Source organism: Rickettsia honei RB, assembly GCF_000263055.1.
Taxonomy (GTDB): Bacteria; Pseudomonadota; Alphaproteobacteria; order Rickettsiales; family Rickettsiaceae; genus Rickettsia; species Rickettsia rickettsii.
In genome coordinates this window covers 58379-76302 of sequence record NZ_AJTT01000006.1, presented here as the reverse complement: position 1 = coordinate 76302, position 17924 = coordinate 58379, and the positions used below count along the sequence as shown (strand labels likewise).

Genomic DNA, 17924 nt, shown 5'->3' with positions numbered 1-17924 from the left:
CACCCTACATTCAACCCACTAACTATCCTTCAATGCACCATGCTGTCTAGCAGTTTTAATCAGCAATTTAATATTTTCGTCCGTTATATTAGAATTTGGAGCTAAATTTTTAAATTCATTTACGCTCATCTCTCCTAAATCTTCTATGGTCTTTATACCATATTCGGCAAATTGTAATATTAATTCAAGCGATAATTCTAATATATCTATTAATTCTTGCTCAACTCCTAGATCCTCTAGCTTTTTGATAATCTTTTCATTCTTAAGGTCGACGTAATTAATAGCTCGATTTTTAATCTCTACGGCAAGTTCTTCCTCAAAGCCTTCAATTCTTGTTAAAGTACTAATCTCACTACTAGCAATTTGTTCTACTGAATTAAATCCCGTTACCGATAAAAGCTGACCTATAACTTCTTCAACATCTAAAGCTTCCATAAATAATGCCGTAGAAGTTAAGAACTCTTCATTTCTTCTTTTTGATTCTTGCTCTTCGGTCATTATATCGATATTCCAACCTGTAAGCTGAGAAGCTAAACGAACATTCTGCCCTCTTCTACCTATTGCAATACTTTGATTTTCTTGCGAAACTACTACTTCTACCTTATGCCTATCCTCATCAATCAAAATTTTTGTGATTTCCCCAGGTGCAAGCGGTGCAAGAGCATTAACTATAAACTGTGCAAGATCATTACTCCATAATACTATATCAATTTTCTCTCCGTTTAATTCATTTGTTACGGCTTTTACTCTATTACCTCTAATACCTACGCATGAGCCTACGGGATCTATACTACTATCCGAAGCAAATACCGCTATTTTTGCTTTTGAACCGGGATCACGTGCTACTGATTTTATTTGAATAGTAGATTCAAGAATTTCAGGTACTTCTAGCTTAAATAGTTTAACTAGCATCTGGTTATCTACTCTAGACAAGAAAATCTGCGGTCCTTTTGTTTCTTGCCTTACATCCTGTACATATGCTTTTATACGATCATTAGGTTTAAAATTCTCACCCTTAATTAATTGATCTTTTTTTATTATTGCTTCAGCACGACTCAGATCAACTATTATATCACCGTATTCTATTCTCTTAACTATCCCATTTATAATTTCGCCTTTTCTATCTTTAAAGTCATGATATTGTTTTTCACGTTCAGCTTCTATAACACGTTGAGTTATAACTTGTTTTGCAGCTTGAGCCGATACTCTAGCATGATCAATCGGCGGTAAATATTCATATATCTCATCACCGATTTTAGCTTCCGGATTCTTTATTAAAGCTTCTTCAAGTGAGATTTGCGTTAAGTAATCTTCTACATCTTCTACTATTTTTAAGATCCTTAAAAGATTTATCTCACCGGTTTTCCTATTTATCTGAGCTTTAATATTATATTCATTACCGTATTTTTTTCGTCCTGCTGCTTGTACCGCTTGTTCAACCGTTGAAATCAAAATTTCTTTTGATATTCCTTTCTCACGAGCTACAGAATCTATAATTTGTAAAATTTCTATATTACCTATATTAGACATACATTATCTCTTATTGCTTTAGCAATTTTTTAAATACTTCTTCAGTTAAAACTAGATTAGCATTTTTAATTAAATCATAATCAATTAGTACTTCTTGTTCTTCACATTTTAAATATATTTTATTATTTTCGGCTTTAATTATTTTACCCTGATAACGAGTTTTGCCGTTCAATAATTCTTTAAGTTTGATTTTAACTTCTCTTTCTAAAAATCTATTATAATTTTCAAACTTTACTAACGGACGTTCAAGACCGCTTGATGCTACCTCTAAAGAATATGCAGCTTCTATTAAATCTTCAACATCTAGAATAGCGGAGATAGTCCTACTTGCTTTAGTACAATCTTCCACAGATATTTTTTCGCTGTTTAAGCTATCAATCAATATCTCGACTACTTTATGGTTAACACCTTTAAACTTCACAAGAACTAACTCAAACCCCATATCTGTCAAGGATTCTTCTATTACGTTTGTTATTTGTTGTTCAATAGTTTGCATATTTGATATTTATAACAAAAAAGGTGGGATAAACCCACCTATCTATAATTTTTATAATGCTTATCCGTAACGAAAATACACTAATTAGAATATATAAGCAATATTTAACTTTATATTTTTGTAAAACTACATATTCATAAAGGGGCAAATACTCGATAATCCCTCTGGTCCGCTTAGAGATGGATCATAGTCTCCTCCTGATGAACAAAATGCTTCTACATGAATCTGAGTTAACCCCCATTTTCGCTTCTAATATATGCTGCACATGATCGTTAAAAGAATGAGGACCACAAATTTCATCAGTTTCACCTTTTAAAAGGCCTAATAAAAATTCTTCAGCTATTCTACCGGTATGATAATGTATATTATCGTTCTCATTAATATTATTATAACTATCTTGAGTATAAAATTTATCATAGTGAATTTCAGTATCGCATATTGCTGCCATATCAGTTAATTTTTTTACAGCTGCATCTAATTGAAATGTATCACTGTTTTTATTTCTAGTAGAGTGAATAATGTGCATAACGGCGGAAAGCTTAACATTTTCTTCATTTGTTATACTATTAATTCTAGAAATAGAATGGCTTGCTCCCGACCCGCCACTGATAAGAACGAGATCTTTATTGTTTTCTATATCCGATTCAATATATGAAGGGTGTACTTTTACCAGATGATTTTCAGAATCAAATAGATAATTTGTTACAGTTCCATTAGGATTTTTCTTTATTAAGTATTCATAATAATGACCTTCTTCATCATGACCGGTTTTTATAACTGTAAATTCACTGTATCTTTCTCCTACTTTAACAGTAATAATTTGCCTATGTTTGTTTGTGCGGTATTACTTTTTGTTAATTTTGTCTATAAAATTTTATTTTTGCCGTATTTTTATCAGCACTTTCTATTTCGATTTTTATTTTATGACTTTCAAAACTCGCTATATTATACTTTGCTTTTAATTCATCATATTGCTTCTTTTCAGCACTTACAAAATGCTTTCCTACTATATTTAATATTTCCGTTACCAGCTTGTTACCCTCATCTACATTTGATATAAGCTCTTCAGCAACAGGTTGATATAACTCTGAAGGAATATTACGCCCTACATGTATACCAACAATTTTTGATACCGCCCTTTTACATTTATGATCATTCTCTAATGCTTGGATTGGATCACTTCTAAAAGATCTACTTCATCTGTTTCGCTATATGCACTTAAAACCTTTAGAATACTACTGCCGGTAAGATTTAAAAAATTTTTCATTGCATTTGGCTGTATTCCTTTCTCAGGTTTTTCAGTATTAAAACTCTTACTATTAAAAAATTCATTTACCACTGCTTCATATTTAGTTGCTCAATTTCCATAAAAATTTAAAGATTTAGTAATATCAAAATTCTTAAATAGCTCAGCAGTTTTTCTTATTTCTCTCACTATAGTTGTTCTAGACATAATTACTCCTTTTTGAATAATATAACCTTTACTATACATATGCATTTAAAATACATATTATAGTAACTAGACTTATATAGACGTTTTTTTATTCAAGGTAAAAATAAATAAAATTTTTATGCAGTTCAGTTAACAAGTTTTACCTACTACGGATTACGTAGCCTTATATATCTTGCTTCAAAACCGGAAAGAATTTGTAGTGTAAAAGAGATATCAGAGTACCATAATATTTCCCTTAATCATTTGATGAAAGTGATTCATAGATTAGCACAATTAGGATATATTAATAGTAGTAAAGGAAAAGGAGGAGGAATTAAGCTAGCATTTAGCCCTTCTTCCATGAAGTTGGGAGATATAATAGAAAAATTAGAACCTAATATGGATATAGTAGAATGTTTCAATAAAAATACTAATAGCTGCAGAATTACAAATTCATGCCAATTTAAACATTTTATTAAAGAAGCAAGTGAAGCATTTATAAAAACATTGAATAATTATACATTAGAAGATGCAATGATTACTAAAACAATTCAAATTAAGGATAAACTATAGAAAAATAAGCGTTTTTCTTTTTCCGCATATTAAAAACTCTTGATTCCCCTTAGCTCCTAGTATTGGACTTGCTATTATACCGAATATTTTAAAATTATGCTCTTTCTCAAGCCAATCTTTGATTTTATCGCATACTTTTTGATGTAAGAGAGGATTTTTAATAACTCCTCCCTGCTCTACTTCATGCTTTTCGACCTCAAACTGCGGTTTTATTAAAGCAATAAGCATGCAATCTTCTTTAACTAAATTTAGTGCAGTCGGTAATATAGTAGTTAAACTAATAAAGCTGGCATCGCAAACAATTAAATCAGGCTTCGTTATTATTTGTTTATCGGTTAAATATCGTGCATTAGTCTTCTCAAGCACCTTAATGTGTGGATTGTCGCGTAATTTAGGATGAAGTTCGCCATAACCGACATCTACGGCAAAAATTAATTTTGCTTTACGCTCAAGTAACACTTCCGTAAAACCGCCGGTGCTACTACCGATATCAATACAAACTAAATTTTCGGGATCAATTTTAAAATAATCCAAAGCGGCAATTAATTTTAATGCCCCTCTTGAAACATAATTATGCTGCGGTAGCTTTACCTTAATGTCGGTATCATTTATATTAACCTGTATCCCAGGCTTAATTAACTGCTCATGCTTATTATGTACTTTACCTTGGATAATCAAACTTCGTGCTATGGTAATATCTGTTACAAAACCTTTTTGCAGCAAATATTCATCAAGCCTTATTTTAGTCATTACTGTTTAAATTTGAATTTAACTTATGTTATAAGGGCCCATTAGATAGAAAATATACAATTTGCCTAATTGAAAGTTACAGTTTTAATTAGACATAATATATTTGAGCCATACAATAATGCTGCAACTGAAGGGAACATGGTAATCTAGAAAAATATTCAAACCCTAACCAATATATGTCTTTTCTTGCCGGCAGAGAGCTTTATAACTTTTTTATCGAGTAAGAAATTAGTGTTAATTATCATATTTTCATCTTCGACTAATCTATCATTTATCTTAGCACCATTCCCTCTTATAAGCTTGCGTGCTTCCGATTTAGAAGTAGCAAGCCCTACTTCATGAAATAATTCATATGCACTAATACCTGCTTGTAATACTTCCTGCTCTAAAACAACGGTAGGTAAATTCTCATCGATTTGTCCTTCTTCAAATATCTTTACTGCAGTTTCTAGAGCTGATTTTGCTGCCTGTTCCGAGTGACAAAGCTTAGTTAGCTCATAAGCAAGCTGTTTTTTAGCTGCATTAATATCTTCTGCCGCTAAACTCTCAAACCTATTAAGCTCTTCTTGCGTGAACTCGCTATACAATTTGGCAAATCTAACTATGTCGGCATCTTCGCAGTTACGCCAATATTGGTAATAATCATACGGGCTTAGCAAATCTTCATTAAGCCATACCGCTCCCGCAGCAGTCTTGCCCATCTTAGCACCGGAGCTAGTCGTAAGTAGCGGTGTCGTCATACCGAATACTTCTTTGCCGCTTATTTTACGAATTAAATCCGCTCCCATTACGATATTGCCCCACTGATCACTACCGCCAAGCTGCAAGCTGCAATTGTAATGCTTGCTTAAATAGTAAAAATCATAGGCTTGCAATAACATATAGTTAAATTCTAAGAAGCTTAAATGCTGCTCACGCTCAAGCCTTAGTTTTACCGAATCCATAGTCAGCATACGGTTTACCGAGAAATAGCTACCGAAATCCCGTAGAAAATCTAGATAATTGAACGAATCTAACCACTCTGCGTTATCCAACATAATAGCATCACTTTTACCGTCACCGAATTTGATAAACTTCGACAAAGATTTTTTAATACCTTCGGCATTTTTAGCTATATCTTCTTTGCTTAAAATTTTGCGCACTTCGTCTTTCCAAGTAGGATCACCGATTTTACTCGTACCGCCACCGATAATTACAATAGGCTTATGCCCGTGCTGCTGAAGCAATCGCAGAATCATTATCTGCATTAAACTACCGATGTGGAGTGATGTAGCAGTACAGTCAAAGCCTATATACGCAGCTATTTTTGTTTCTTTCGTTATAGCAGTTAACCGATCCAAATCGGTACATTGATGGAAATATCCTTTATTTATAAATTCTTCTATAAAACGCATATATTATTTCTTATTTTTTAAAAATTCCTTTTTTGCTTTTCTGCTAGGAAATAAAGTGTTAAGGCAAATAGCATCTTTATCACCTTTTATATAAAGTACTGCATATACTTGCGCAATCATTTGAACATATAAAATTTTTTGACCTTTATATTTCTCTTGATTATGATGTAATTTAATATCTAATAAATTACCGTCAACAATCGACTGTATTATTTCTTCAAAGCCTATACCACGCTCATTCAATAACTTAACGTTCTTTTCATGATTATATCTATACTTGGTCATAATATTTAGAGTTGAGTAGTGTCTGAATGAATTAGCATATTAAGATAGGTCTGATAAGGCAAACCATGCTTAGAAGCTTTAATTTTTATTACTTCTATGTCATGTTCTGCAATCCTAATAGTAACAGATCTTTTTTTACTAAGATGTGCTTTTGCAAATTTTTGAAGCAAAGCTATTTCACTTCTATCATCAATTTTTTGCTGCTTTTCAAAATTATCTTCAATATCTTGTTCGTAAGAATCTAGTTTGATACTCATAATACAAACATTTTCAATGTTATAAAGAATGTAAGTACTTTGTCAATACTTGATATATTAGATTATCATCCGAATATTTGTAAAAGCAGCAATATCAACGGCTGGATGAAGATTTTATGCTCATCCTACAGTTGCTATGGGGATTTGTGTTGGAACAGCTCTTGCATATTCGCCGGAGAACACATTTGAGTTATTAAAAAATACGACTTATACAGGAATAGAAGCAGCAAAATTTGCTTATGAAAATACAGCAGGGATAGTAAACAGAATAGCCGGCTTAGCTCATCTTGTGTATGATAACTTACCAAGCTACAGCGAAACTCCTCAAGTTGATCTAGTCGGTAGCATAGAAATTTCATGGGTAGATGCTGTTGCATAAATCTCTAAAATAGCCAATAACTAAAAAAGCTGATTATGTCATTCCTGCAAACCAGGGACGACGTTGTTGCATAAATCGGTGTCATTCCCGCAAGATATTGTTGCATGAATCAGTAAAATCCACTGTGTCATACCGTGGTTTGACCACGGTATCCAAAAAAATAACTTAAAACACTGGGGATGCCCGCTGCTGCAGGAAGACATTGCCTGCGTAGATCGATTCCACCATTGTCACCCCGTAGCCTGTACCTGCTGGGTCCAGTTAAAAATACTAGTATTTTTTTTATCATATTTATGGATCCCGTGGTCAAGCCACGGTATGACAACAGGAAATCGATCCATACAGGCAATGCCCCACGGGAATAACATAGAATAAAAACTGTCCGGTTACCTTACTGATATCTGTTATATTTTATAATAATAAAATTTTATTTCGTTGTTTTAAATGCATCTTTTTTATTCCTAAAACCCTTTTTCAAAGAGCTACAGGAAAAATTAATATTACCGGCTTGACCCGTGTCCGGTCCTTCATTTTTTATTTTCTCTATATCCTTACTACTTGGTACTACAACGGCAATATGCCCTGCTCTTGTTGGATTAGCATTGTTATATACGGATACAACAAAATATCCTTGATTAGCAAATTTTTGTGCTTGAATAAAACTATCATCACGATTTCCTGCTTTAACAAAATGCCATTCGTTCTTTATTCGGTCTGTTTCAAGCCACTCAGCTTGCTTATTTGATAAAGTAAGGTATAAAAATTTTATCGCTTTCAGGATGGTAGAGACTGATTTGGAAGCCCCAAGGCTGCACTAGCAACATACGCAAAACAACTACAATGAGTCAAACGCTTTAACTTAGGAGAATTATATTTTTCTGTTTCTTCTAATAAAGTTTCTCCCGACTTACAATTTATTACATTACCTTTCTGCCACTTTTCCTCAACATTTAAAGAGTTAATTACTGCTAAATTTTTTAGCACTTTCTGATATATTGTCTGCTTGTGCAGTCATATTAATGCAAAGTAAGTAAATTATGATTAATTTTATTTTATTCATTTTTTTCTCATATCAATTTATGAACCTCTAATACAATATATAATACGATAATTCAACTATTGATTGTAATTTTTTATATTTTATTATTCAGAAAAACATAAGAACACTCTATGTTTCTTGACAAATGCTATGCTTTTATATATGCTTCTTCGTATATTAGCAAAAAGAAATAAGGCTTAGAAATAAGTACTTCAAACTTAGGCACCCGTAGCTCAATTGGATAGAGTATATGACTACGGATCATAAGGTTAGGGGTTCGACTCCTCTCGGGTGCGCCATTCTTCAATTTCTTTCACTTTTATGAATGAATCAAACGGTGGACGCAGCATAAAATCAAGCTTTTCAGGTTTAAGTGTTAGGTTAGCAAAAACTCAAGGTGGTAGAAAAACGATGCGGGCAGCAAGCATTATATATGGCAACTGTTACGTCTGTAAGATATAATTCTGCAGTTAAACCTTTTTATAAAAGACTTGTAAAAAAAGGAAAAGCCAAAAAGTTAGCTCTTATCTTGACTTCTTAAACACAATTACCTATGTAAAGGATAAAGAACTTAAAGGCTTAGTTAAATGCCGTAAGCTGGAACGGACTATATTTTGAGCGAGGTGGATTTAGCTTTACCAAGTGAGATTTAAGCAAGAAAGAAACACATTTATTCCCGGGAAATAAAGATTTTTCTTCTATATAGAGTTATCTCCCAGTTGAGATATTGCTTTTTGACTGATCGTTTAAATCTTTCCGTTGTACTTAGATTTTAACAATATATTTATAAAATTGTAGTGAAAAGTAATACACAAATAGCTTGTGCAAATAGTTGCCTCCTAATATAGTAAATCCGAGTATTATGATAATCTCATAACACTCTTCTTGTCCAAATAACAAAAAAATTTTTGCTGAATATTGAAAAAAATATCCTTATTCATTACTTTACTTAATTTTATTTATATATAATTGAAGTTATCATAAATAATAAGCTATAGATATGAAAAATATTTTCCGCAAATTTGTATTTACTATTTTCGTATGTTTAATAAATGTACAACTAATTGCTGCAAGCTTTAACGAAAAAATACCTTTATATTTTAAATTAACTAACGAAAATCTGTTAGCAGGACAAAATGCGTTAAATATTGACCTTTGCGACTCTAGAATTAAAGAATGGTGTACAAAGCCACAAAGAGAGCTAGGGCTTAACGGAAAAAAAATAAATGATTACATATCTATTTCACCTGATATTAAAGGAGAATGGCGATTTGGCTGGTGGTATAACATAAATTTTACTCCAGAAAGCAATTTTGTAACTCATCAAACTTATAAGATTACTATCGAAGATTATATATTCCCTAATTTTGTCGGTTTAAAAAGTAATAATATAAGTTTCACGACTTTACCACTACTTCCTATTATTAAAGAAATGAATTATCTACAGGATAATATCGATATTTCCAAAAAATTCGTTCAAACTAAAATAGCTTTTAACTATCCTATCGATCCTAAAACTCTAGAGGAAAGAATAGAGTTTATAAAATCTTCAACTAAAGAAAAATTACCGTTTTCTATCAAATTCAATACCAATAATACGGAAGCTACGATTATTACTAATATACCACCGCTTACAGATAAAGAAGACACAGTTTCCGTAATTATAAAAGACGGTGTTAAACCTCTACATGGCGGAGAAGTTTTCACATATAAAAATGTAAAAGATCAAAATAATAAGACGCCAAATAACATAAGATATTCTTATAAAGAAAATGTATTAATTCCAAGTCTATCCTCATATTTAAAAATCACTAATAGTACTGCTACCATTGTTAAAGATGATAAACTAAAACCGGAACAGATAATTATAATTACCACAAATACACCGGTGTCGGGTGAGGAAATAAAAAAACATTTAGAGTTATTTTTATTACCGCAGGATAAGCCGGCTTTCTTAGGAGTTGCAGGCAAAAAAAACTATAAATGGCAAAATCCGAAAGAAATAACCGATGATATTCTTAAATCGAGTGAAAAAATAAATTTTGAGCTTTTATCTTCCGTCCCAAGCATTACTACTATGCATAGTTTTAAAGTAGATACGTTTGCCTCAAGAGCTTTGCTTGTTAAAGTAAATCAAGGTGTTAAAACATCGGATAATTTAACACTCGGCTCAGATTATTTTCAAATCGTACAAATACCGGGTAACCCTAAAGAAGTTAAGCTAATGTCCGACGGTTCTATTCTTTCATTAGCCGGCGAAAGAAAGCTTCCCGTATATTCACTTGGCATAGATAAATTATATTTAGAAATCGATAAGATTAATCAGCAAGAAGTTAATCATTTAATCAGCCAAACAAATAGATATAATATTTTCCAAAACCCGACTTTTATAAATGAATATACCTTTAATGAGTATAATATTTCCGAGGTATTTCAAGAGGAAGTAATAGTGAACTCTCAAAATTTAAATTTACCTCATTATACCGATTTAGATTTCAGTAAATATTTTAATTTAGAAGAAGCAGGCAGCTATTCCAAGGGGTTATTTCTAGCAAAAGTTTATGCTAAAGACAATAATAACATTATATCTCAAGATAAAAGATTAATTTTAGTTACCGATCTTGGTTGTATAGTAAAAACCGATAAAACCGGGACGCATCATATCTTTGTTTCTTATATCAGTAACGGTAAACCGGCTGGAGGCGTAAAAGCAGATATTATAGGACTTAACGGTGAGGTGTTAGTAAGCAGCAAAACCGATAGTAAAGGACATGCCGTTTTATCAAATATAAATGATTTTTCAAAAGAAAAAACTCCAGTGGCTTATATATTAACTACTAAGGATGATTTTTCATTTATGCCGTATAGTAGAATTGATAGACAAGTTAATTATTCTCGGTTTGATGTAGCAGGAGCCGTTAGTTCTGATCAAGGGTTAAAAGCTTATTTATTTTCGGATCGTGGCATCTATAGACCAAACGAGCAAGGTCACATAGGCATTATGCTCAAACAAACCGACTGGCAAGGAAAATTTGACGGCTTACCTTTAGAAATACAAGTAACTAACCCTAGAGGAAAAGTAATAGATAAAAGTAAAATAGTGCTAGATGCAGAAGGATTCGGCGAATATTTATTCTCAACGCTTGATGATGCCTTAACCGGCTTATACAATATAAGCTTATATTTAGTAGGAGATAAAGGCAGCAATAACTATCTTAATAGCGTGTCTGTCAGGGTTGGTGATTTTCAGCCTGACCGCATGAAAATAAACATAAACTTCAATAACTCACAAGATGAGCTATGGACGAATCCAAAAGAGCTTAAAGCAACCGTTAATCTCATAAATCTTTACGGCACTCCTGCAGAAAATAGAAAAGTCAGCGGCTTTATTGATATTAGACCTACCGAGTTTTTCGTACCTAGATTTAAAGAATATAAATTTTATAGTAGCAAAGGAAATAAAGAGTTTTTTAACGAACGTTTAGGAGATATTACTACCGACTCTAAAGGTACGGCAAACTTTGACCTTAACCTTGAGAAATATTATAACGCTACTTTTAATCTAACATTTTCAGCAGAAGGATTTGAGCCTGATTCAGGAAGAAGCGTAAACGCAAGCAAATCGCTTATAGTGTCACCTCTGCCTTATATTATAGGATTTAGAAGCGATAGCGATCTAAAATATATTAAGACAAAAACAAGCGCGGCAATAGAATTCATAGCCATATCAAATAAAGCAGAAAAAGTAGCTGCACCTAATTTAACTCTTAACTTAAAAAAGATTACTTATGTAAATAACTTAGTAGCAGATAGTAACGGTAATTATTCTTACAGTTCAGTACCTATTGAGACTAATATATCTTCTGACAAAATTAATATCACGGCAAACGAAAGTTATATTTATAAAGTACCTACTAAAGAAGCAGGCGATTACGTTATTTACTTAACCGATAAAGAAGATACAATCTTTGCCCAAGCTGAATTTTCGGTAATAGGTGAAGGAAATGTTACGGCTAATTTAACAGACAAAGCAAATTTAAAAGTTAAACTTGATAAAGATGATTATAAAGCCGGCGATACTATTCTTTTAAATATTATAACTCCTTATACAGGTTATGGGTTAATTACTATCGAGACCGATAAAGTACATAATTTTGAATGGTTTAAAGCTGATGAAAATAATAGCATTCAAGAAATAAAAATTCCTGACGGCTTTGAGGGTAAGGGATATGTAAATGTACAATTTATAAGAGACATAGAAGCTACGGAAATCTTTATATCACCGTTTAGTTATGCAGTAGTACCGTTTACTGCGGGCATTTATAAACATAAACAAGATATTGGATTAACACTTCCTGCAAAAATCAAATCGGGAGAAAAGCTAGCAATTCGTTACCGTACTACAAATCCCGGTAAAATAATAATATTTGCTGTTGATGCAGGGATATTATCATTTGCTGGTTATCAGACTCCCGATCCGCTTAATTACTTTATTAACGATAAAGCCTTGGAAGTCCGAACATCACAAATCATGGATTTAATATTACCTGAGCATCCTTTATTAATGAAAGCTTATATGGCGGCTCCTGCCGGAGACGGTTGTATAAATGTCGCTCGAAACCTTAATCCGTTTAAAAGAAAAAACCAACCTCCCGTAGCATTTTGGTCAGGAATTTTAGAAGCAGATCTTGATGAGAGAGAAGTCACATTTGATATACCAAGCTATTTTAACGGCACTTTAAGAGTTATAGGGGTAGCCTCAAGCCTTGACTCTATAGGAACTTCCAAAGCTGATTTATTAGTCCAATCCGATCTTATTATCAATCCAAATTTACCTTTATTTGTAGCTCCAAATGATGAATTTACAGTACCGGTAACAATATTTAATAACCTAAAAGATTCAGGAAATGCTCAGGTTTTTCTAAATATTGAAACAAGTGAAGGACTTAAAATATTAGATTATCCTAAAGAGATCCCGATAGACGAAAATAAGGAAGCTACTATTAATGTTAAATTAAAAGCGACTGATCAACTCGGTTCGGCAGATTTAAAGGTTGTGGCTTCTATAAATCACCTAAAGCCGGATATAATATCTATGGCAGTAGTACATAGCTCCGAATTAACTAGTACTACGAGCGTTCGCCCTGCTAGTCCGAGCGTTACAACAGTTAATACAGGCTTTATTACAGACAACAAGACTAATTTAAAAATCTTACGGGATATATATCCTGAATTTGCTAAACTACAAATTTCCGCTTCTAAATCACCGCTAGCTATTATTTCTGGCTTTAAAGATTTCCTAGATAATTATCCTTATGGTTGCACTGAACAATTAATAAGCCAAAATTTTGCCAATATTTTATTATATAATGAACAAGAGCTAGTTCAGATTCTTAAAACTGATCGTAAAAAAATGGATGAATCATTATCAAAAATATTCCAAACTTTATCAGAACGTCAAAATTATGACGGTGGATTTAGATATTGGAACAATTTTAATGACGATTCCGATCCATTTATTTCCGTTTATGCTATGCATTTCTTAAGCGAGGGCGCAACTAGATATTTAGCCGTTCCAAGTGATACATTTAATCAAGGTATTTACTATTTAGAGAATATGGCTAACAGATCAATAAACTCCTTAGATGAAGCAAGAGAAAAGGCATATGCGGTTTATATCTTGACGCAAAACAGCGTTATTACTACAAGCTATATTGCAAATATTTTAAAATATTTAGACGAGTACCATAAAAATACATGGCAAGATGATTTGACTAGCGTTTATTTAGCAGCTAGCTATAAAATGCTGCAAATGAATGAAGAAGCGGAGAAATTATTAGACAGATTTACTCTAAATAAACCTATATCAAAAACAGACTATCAGTATTACAATCCTCTAATAAAATATAGTCAGTATTTATACTTAATTTCTATGCATTTTCCAGAACGGTTAAAAGACTTTGACCCAAAAATTGTACAGGATATCGCTCTTTTTGCTAAAGATAACTATAATAGCCTATCCGCAAGCTATGCTATTATGGCAAGTCTTGCCTATGCCGATAAAATAAATCATGTAGATGAGGCGACTATTAAAGTAACCTCTACAGATAAAGAAGTTACTTTAACAGGCAATAAAGTGATGATTGCTGAGCTGTCGGTAGAAAATAAGAATATCGACTTAACATCCTCAAGTAACGGCTTTTTCTATCAGCTTTTAACTTCAGGCTATGATAAGCAATTAACAGAAAATAAAGAGATAGTTAAAGGCATAGAAATAACAAAAAAATATCTCGATGAAAATAATAAAGAGGTTAGCAAAGTAAAATTAGGTGATAATATTACGGTGGAAATCACCATGCGTTCAGGTAGTAATAAAACCTTGAGCAATATGGTGCTACTTGATTTATTACCGGCAGGCTTCGAGCTTTTACCGGATAACAACCACATAAATATATTAGAACGCACGCAGGAAGTAATGATATGGAAACCGATATATATAAATAATCGTGATGATAGAGTTATGATTTTCGGTACTATTTCTGATCAAAAAATGACGTATCAGTATAAAATCAAAGCAGTTAATAAGGGCATATTCTCTACTCCTGCTATTTACAGTGAAGCTATGTACGACCCTCAAACTTACTATCGTGGTGTTATAGGCAATATTATTGTGGAGTAGCATTACCCGCACGGTTTTTATGTCATTCCTGCGAAAGCAGGAATCCAATAAAACCTACAAAAAACTTGTTTTTTTAGGTTTATTTTGTCAATATTAAGACTACTTTTTATTCCTGCTTTCGCAGGAATGACATAGTAGGAGTTTATCCCACAATTACTTTCAGCTTCTCTATAGTTTTTGGATCTTTTACAAGTTCTAAAAATATTTCCTGCTCATAGGCAAGTAGCTCTTCTTCATTTGTTTCATTATGTGTATCAACAATATCTTGAAATTTGCTAAGCACCTTATTTTGTAGATCGTTATATTTTGATGTATCTATTGCTGTTGCTAAATTTATTTTAGGCAAAGTAATTTTTTTATGCGGAATCGGTACTATCTTTTTAGGTAGGTTTAATTTTAAAGCTTCCTCTAAAATATAATGCTTGTTCATATTTACGTGCATATTCTCTACATCATAATCTGCTTTAAAGTAATCCGGCTGAACTTGTTTTATTCTGCTCTACTCTATAATATTGCTGATATTTCCAATTAGTTTAGTTTTATTACCATTACTTCGAGCAAACATTTCGGTAACACCGCCCCACCCGGGTATTAAACCAACACCAAGTTCTACAAGCCCTGCGTTAAGTTCTTGATTTCCTATAATAAAGCTTGAGTGCAATAACAGCTCATATCCACCTCCAAGTGCCACACCAAGACCACAAGCTAATAACATGTACAGAGAAATATTTTAAGTGGAGCATGGTTTGCTGTCCCAGCTTTATTCTCTAGATCGTGAAAATTCTTATCTTCAATATAAGAAAGAAGAAGTTTTAAATCAGCACCGGCAGAAAAATTATTTCCTTGCGGATAAATATAAAGATTTTTACCGTCATTTTCGGCTTTACTTGCTGCTTCTTGTAGTAAATAAAACACCTCATGATTTAAACAATTCATTTTTATAGTAATAACAAAAATCAAAACATCTTGATAAAGTATTAATTTTGCCGAGCTATTCTCTAATACTATCTGACTTTCTTGTAAAATATCTTTGTGAGAATTAAATTTTTGTTTATCGATTTTTTGATATTCTTTATTGGCTAAATATTGCGGAAGTGGGATATGCATTAAATCGACATTTGTAATTACCGAATTCCAACCGTTTTTAGCCGCTATAGTCAAAATTCAAATGGACTATATTTCCAGCTGTAACCAAGCTTCATAGCAGCATCGATATCATAAATATTATCCGTAACCGACGGAACTAGACCTGCTAAATAAACATAAAATTCCGTGATAATTTCAGTAAAAAATTTACCGTAAACCGAATCACTTACAAGAAGCGCATCAAGATTAAAATATCTACTTTTTGAACAGGACTATATGATAAGTCGTTTATATTGATAACTTCTTTAATCTTTTTGCCATTTGATACCGATAAACGATAAAATCCACCGTCACCTTTACGTCCAATTAACTGCTTCTCTATACATCTTATCAAAAACAGGGATCTTTTACATATTATTTTATGATAAGCATCATTTGCAAGAAGAGAGGCAAGTAATGAACTTGAAATTAACTTCATTACGTCATACCCGATTAGATCATATAAACCGAAAATTCCGGTACTCGGCAGCCCCAAAAATGTAGTAAATATTTTATCTATAGTAGCAACATCAAGATTCTGACTTATCGCTTTACGGACTACTAATTCAAGTAAAAAATACCCTACTCTATTAGCAATAAAACCAGGCTTATCATTACATTTTACTATAATTTTCCAAGCGTTTTCGTTAAGAACTCTGATACTCTTTCTATTACTTCAGCCTTTATCATAGGGTCTATAATTAACTCAAGCAGTTCCATATTATCTTGGCGGATTGAAGAAATGCGTAATAACGAACCTAGATTTAATATTATCTGGTAAATTCTCTTTGAGTCTTTCAAGCGGTAATGTAGAGGTATTAGAAGCAATAATTGCATCTTCTTTAAGATAAGGAATAATTTTATTATATCATTGGTGTTTGATTTCTAACTTCTCAACAATAACTTCAATCACTAAATCACATTCTTTAATTAAATCTAAATCATATTCTAAATTACCGATGGTAATGAAATTTGCTTTATCAGGACAAGATAAAGGTGGAGGTTTTTGTTTATGCAAATTTTCTTTAGCGGTGTTAACTATTTTATTAGGATCATCGGAATCTTTAGCGATAATATCAAGCAGCACTACTGTATAAGAGGAATTAGCAATTAACGCTGCAATCCCTGAACCCATTACTCCCGCACCGATAACACAAACTTTTTTTATTTCATTTTGCATAAGTTACCTTCTGTGTTACCCCTTGGCTTGACCATGGGGTCCAGTTAAAAATAATAAAAATTTTTATTATTTTTTGGATCCCGTGGTCAAGCCAAGGGATGACATCGAGTGTGTTTTTCGATACACACAACCATGTCCCCTTGCAATAACGTTATGTCATAGCAACACTTAAGACTTTTACCGACGCCACCCCCGGCTTGTCGTAACATTTTAGCACATTCATTTATAGTAACAGCAGTGGTAACGACATCATCGACTAATAAGATTTTTTTACTTACAATATTATACTTTGTGTTAAATTTGATACTACCCTTTATATTATTTTTGTGTTGTTTTCGTGAGAGAAAAGTCTGAGACTTAGTCGATTTTGCTTTAGTTAAAATCTCAGCTTTTAACATTTTATCGGTAACTTTTGCAATTTCCATAGCTAAAATATGAGCAGGATTATACATTCGTAGGTACAGGTATGATTAAATCAATATCTTTTATATCCTCGCTGCTATATCTATTATATAAAAGCTTAGCAAAGGTCTTAGCAAATATCGTCTTATCTTGATATTTAAACTGATGAACTATTTTTTTGCTATGCTCATTACACTTAAATAAGCTGCGAGCAAACTCATCATTAGGTTTGTTGCTATAACAATTTCCACAAATGCAGTTATCTAAGATTTTTATACTAAATCTTTGTCCACATATACTACAATAGGGTCTTGCTATAAACTCTAGCTTCTTCCAACAATCGCTACAAAATTCACCGCTCCCCCTAGTATTTCCGCACCGCTTAAACATCTCTGCGGCAAGA

The 17924-nt window shown here is 32.5% G+C and carries 14 protein-coding genes, 1 tRNA gene and 2 pseudogenes; 5 read left to right on the top strand and 12 right to left on the bottom strand.

The window, feature by feature from the left end:
- Nucleotides 1-18 precede the first annotated feature (18 nt).
- The 4 genes from nusA to WSW_RS0106740 form a co-directional block, all read right to left on the bottom strand.
- Nucleotides 19-1530, bottom strand: coding sequence for a transcription termination factor NusA (nusA, locus tag WSW_RS0106755; RefSeq protein ID WP_016917544.1), 1512 nt, complete (start codon nucleotides 1528-1530; stop codon nucleotides 19-21).
- Nucleotides 1531-1540: 10 nt separating this feature from the next.
- Nucleotides 1541-2026 carry a ribosome maturation factor RimP gene (gene rimP, locus WSW_RS0106750; protein ID WP_016917543.1) on the bottom strand — a complete coding sequence of 162 codons (486 nt, stop codon included), beginning with the start codon at nucleotides 2024-2026 and terminating at the stop codon, nucleotides 1541-1543.
- A 184-nt stretch (nucleotides 2027-2210) separates the two neighbouring features.
- Entirely contained in the window at nucleotides 2211-2552 is a 342-nt protein-coding gene (locus tag WSW_RS0106745; RefSeq protein WP_016917542.1) for a ferredoxin reductase domain-containing protein, read from the bottom strand.
- A gap of 633 nt (nucleotides 2553-3185) precedes the next feature.
- Nucleotides 3186-3365 carry a hypothetical protein gene (locus WSW_RS0106740; protein ID WP_016917541.1) on the bottom strand — a complete coding sequence of 60 codons (180 nt, stop codon included), beginning with the start codon at nucleotides 3363-3365 and terminating at the stop codon, nucleotides 3186-3188.
- A 279-nt stretch (nucleotides 3366-3644) separates the two neighbouring features.
- Between WSW_RS0106740 and WSW_RS01000000108755 the strand changes: the two genes are divergently transcribed.
- Nucleotides 3645-4031, top strand: coding sequence for an RrF2 family transcriptional regulator (locus WSW_RS01000000108755; RefSeq protein ID WP_050542985.1), 387 nt, complete (start codon nucleotides 3645-3647; stop codon nucleotides 4029-4031).
- On the opposite strand, the gene WSW_RS0106725 is transcribed toward WSW_RS01000000108755, so the two are convergent.
- The 4 genes from WSW_RS0106725 to WSW_RS0106710 all read right to left on the bottom strand — a co-directional run bounded on the left by WSW_RS0106725 (nucleotide 4026) and on the right by WSW_RS0106710 (nucleotide 6717).
- Nucleotides 4026-4781: a TlyA family RNA methyltransferase gene (locus tag WSW_RS0106725; protein ID WP_014273589.1), complete on the bottom strand. Its 756-nt coding sequence runs from the start codon at nucleotides 4779-4781 to the stop codon at nucleotides 4026-4028. The genes WSW_RS01000000108755 and WSW_RS0106725 overlap by 6 nt on opposite strands.
- A gap of 158 nt (nucleotides 4782-4939) precedes the next feature.
- Nucleotides 4940-6175, bottom strand: a complete 1236-nt coding sequence (gene tyrS, locus WSW_RS0106720) for a tyrosine--tRNA ligase (protein WP_016917538.1) — start codon at nucleotides 6173-6175, stop codon at nucleotides 4940-4942.
- Between the two features lie 3 nt (nucleotides 6176-6178).
- Nucleotides 6179-6460: a hypothetical protein gene (locus WSW_RS0106715; protein ID WP_016917537.1), complete on the bottom strand. Its 282-nt coding sequence runs from the start codon at nucleotides 6458-6460 to the stop codon at nucleotides 6179-6181.
- Between the two features lie 5 nt (nucleotides 6461-6465).
- On the bottom strand, nucleotides 6466-6717 hold the full coding sequence (locus tag WSW_RS0106710) for a CopG family antitoxin (protein ID WP_016917536.1): 252 nt from the start codon (nucleotides 6715-6717) through the stop codon (nucleotides 6466-6468).
- Nucleotides 6718-6784: 67 nt separating this feature from the next.
- Between WSW_RS0106710 and WSW_RS1000000109725 the strand changes: the two are divergent.
- A pseudogene (locus tag WSW_RS1000000109725) lies at nucleotides 6785-7096 on the top strand (hypothetical protein).
- A 774-nt stretch (nucleotides 7097-7870) separates the two neighbouring features.
- Here the strand turns inward: WSW_RS1000000109725 and WSW_RS1000000113350 are convergent.
- Nucleotides 7871-8080 (bottom strand): hypothetical protein, encoded by a 210-nt coding sequence (locus WSW_RS1000000113350; RefSeq protein ID WP_016917534.1) that lies wholly within the window; start codon nucleotides 8078-8080, stop codon nucleotides 7871-7873.
- Between the two features lie 277 nt (nucleotides 8081-8357).
- Here WSW_RS1000000113350 and WSW_RS0106690 point away from each other — a divergent pair.
- The 3 genes from WSW_RS0106690 to WSW_RS0106680 all read left to right on the top strand — a co-directional run bounded on the left by WSW_RS0106690 (nucleotide 8358) and on the right by WSW_RS0106680 (nucleotide 14814).
- Nucleotides 8358-8434 (top strand) — tRNA-Arg (locus WSW_RS0106690).
- A 22-nt stretch (nucleotides 8435-8456) separates the two neighbouring features.
- Nucleotides 8457-8597, top strand: coding sequence for a hypothetical protein (locus tag WSW_RS1000000114160; protein ID WP_410525658.1), 141 nt, complete (start codon nucleotides 8457-8459; stop codon nucleotides 8595-8597).
- A gap of 538 nt (nucleotides 8598-9135) precedes the next feature.
- Nucleotides 9136-14814, top strand: a complete 5679-nt coding sequence (locus tag WSW_RS0106680) for an alpha-2-macroglobulin family protein (protein ID WP_016917532.1) — start codon at nucleotides 9136-9138, stop codon at nucleotides 14812-14814.
- 142 nt (nucleotides 14815-14956) lie between these two features.
- Here WSW_RS0106680 and WSW_RS1000000114025 read toward each other — a convergent pair.
- From WSW_RS1000000114025 to WSW_RS0106640, 3 genes and pseudogenes are all read right to left on the bottom strand, one after another.
- Nucleotides 14957-17119, bottom strand: a pseudogene (locus WSW_RS1000000114025) (3-hydroxyacyl-CoA dehydrogenase/enoyl-CoA hydratase family protein).
- A gap of 86 nt (nucleotides 17120-17205) precedes the next feature.
- Nucleotides 17206-17571, bottom strand: a complete 366-nt coding sequence (locus tag WSW_RS0106645; protein WP_016917531.1) for a ComF family protein — start codon at nucleotides 17569-17571, stop codon at nucleotides 17206-17208.
- Nucleotides 17564-17911 (bottom strand): ComF family protein, encoded by a 348-nt coding sequence (locus tag WSW_RS0106640; RefSeq protein ID WP_029375032.1) that lies wholly within the window; start codon nucleotides 17909-17911, stop codon nucleotides 17564-17566. Before WSW_RS0106640 ends, WSW_RS0106645 begins: the two co-directional genes overlap by 8 nt.
- Nucleotides 17912-17924 lie beyond the last annotated feature (13 nt).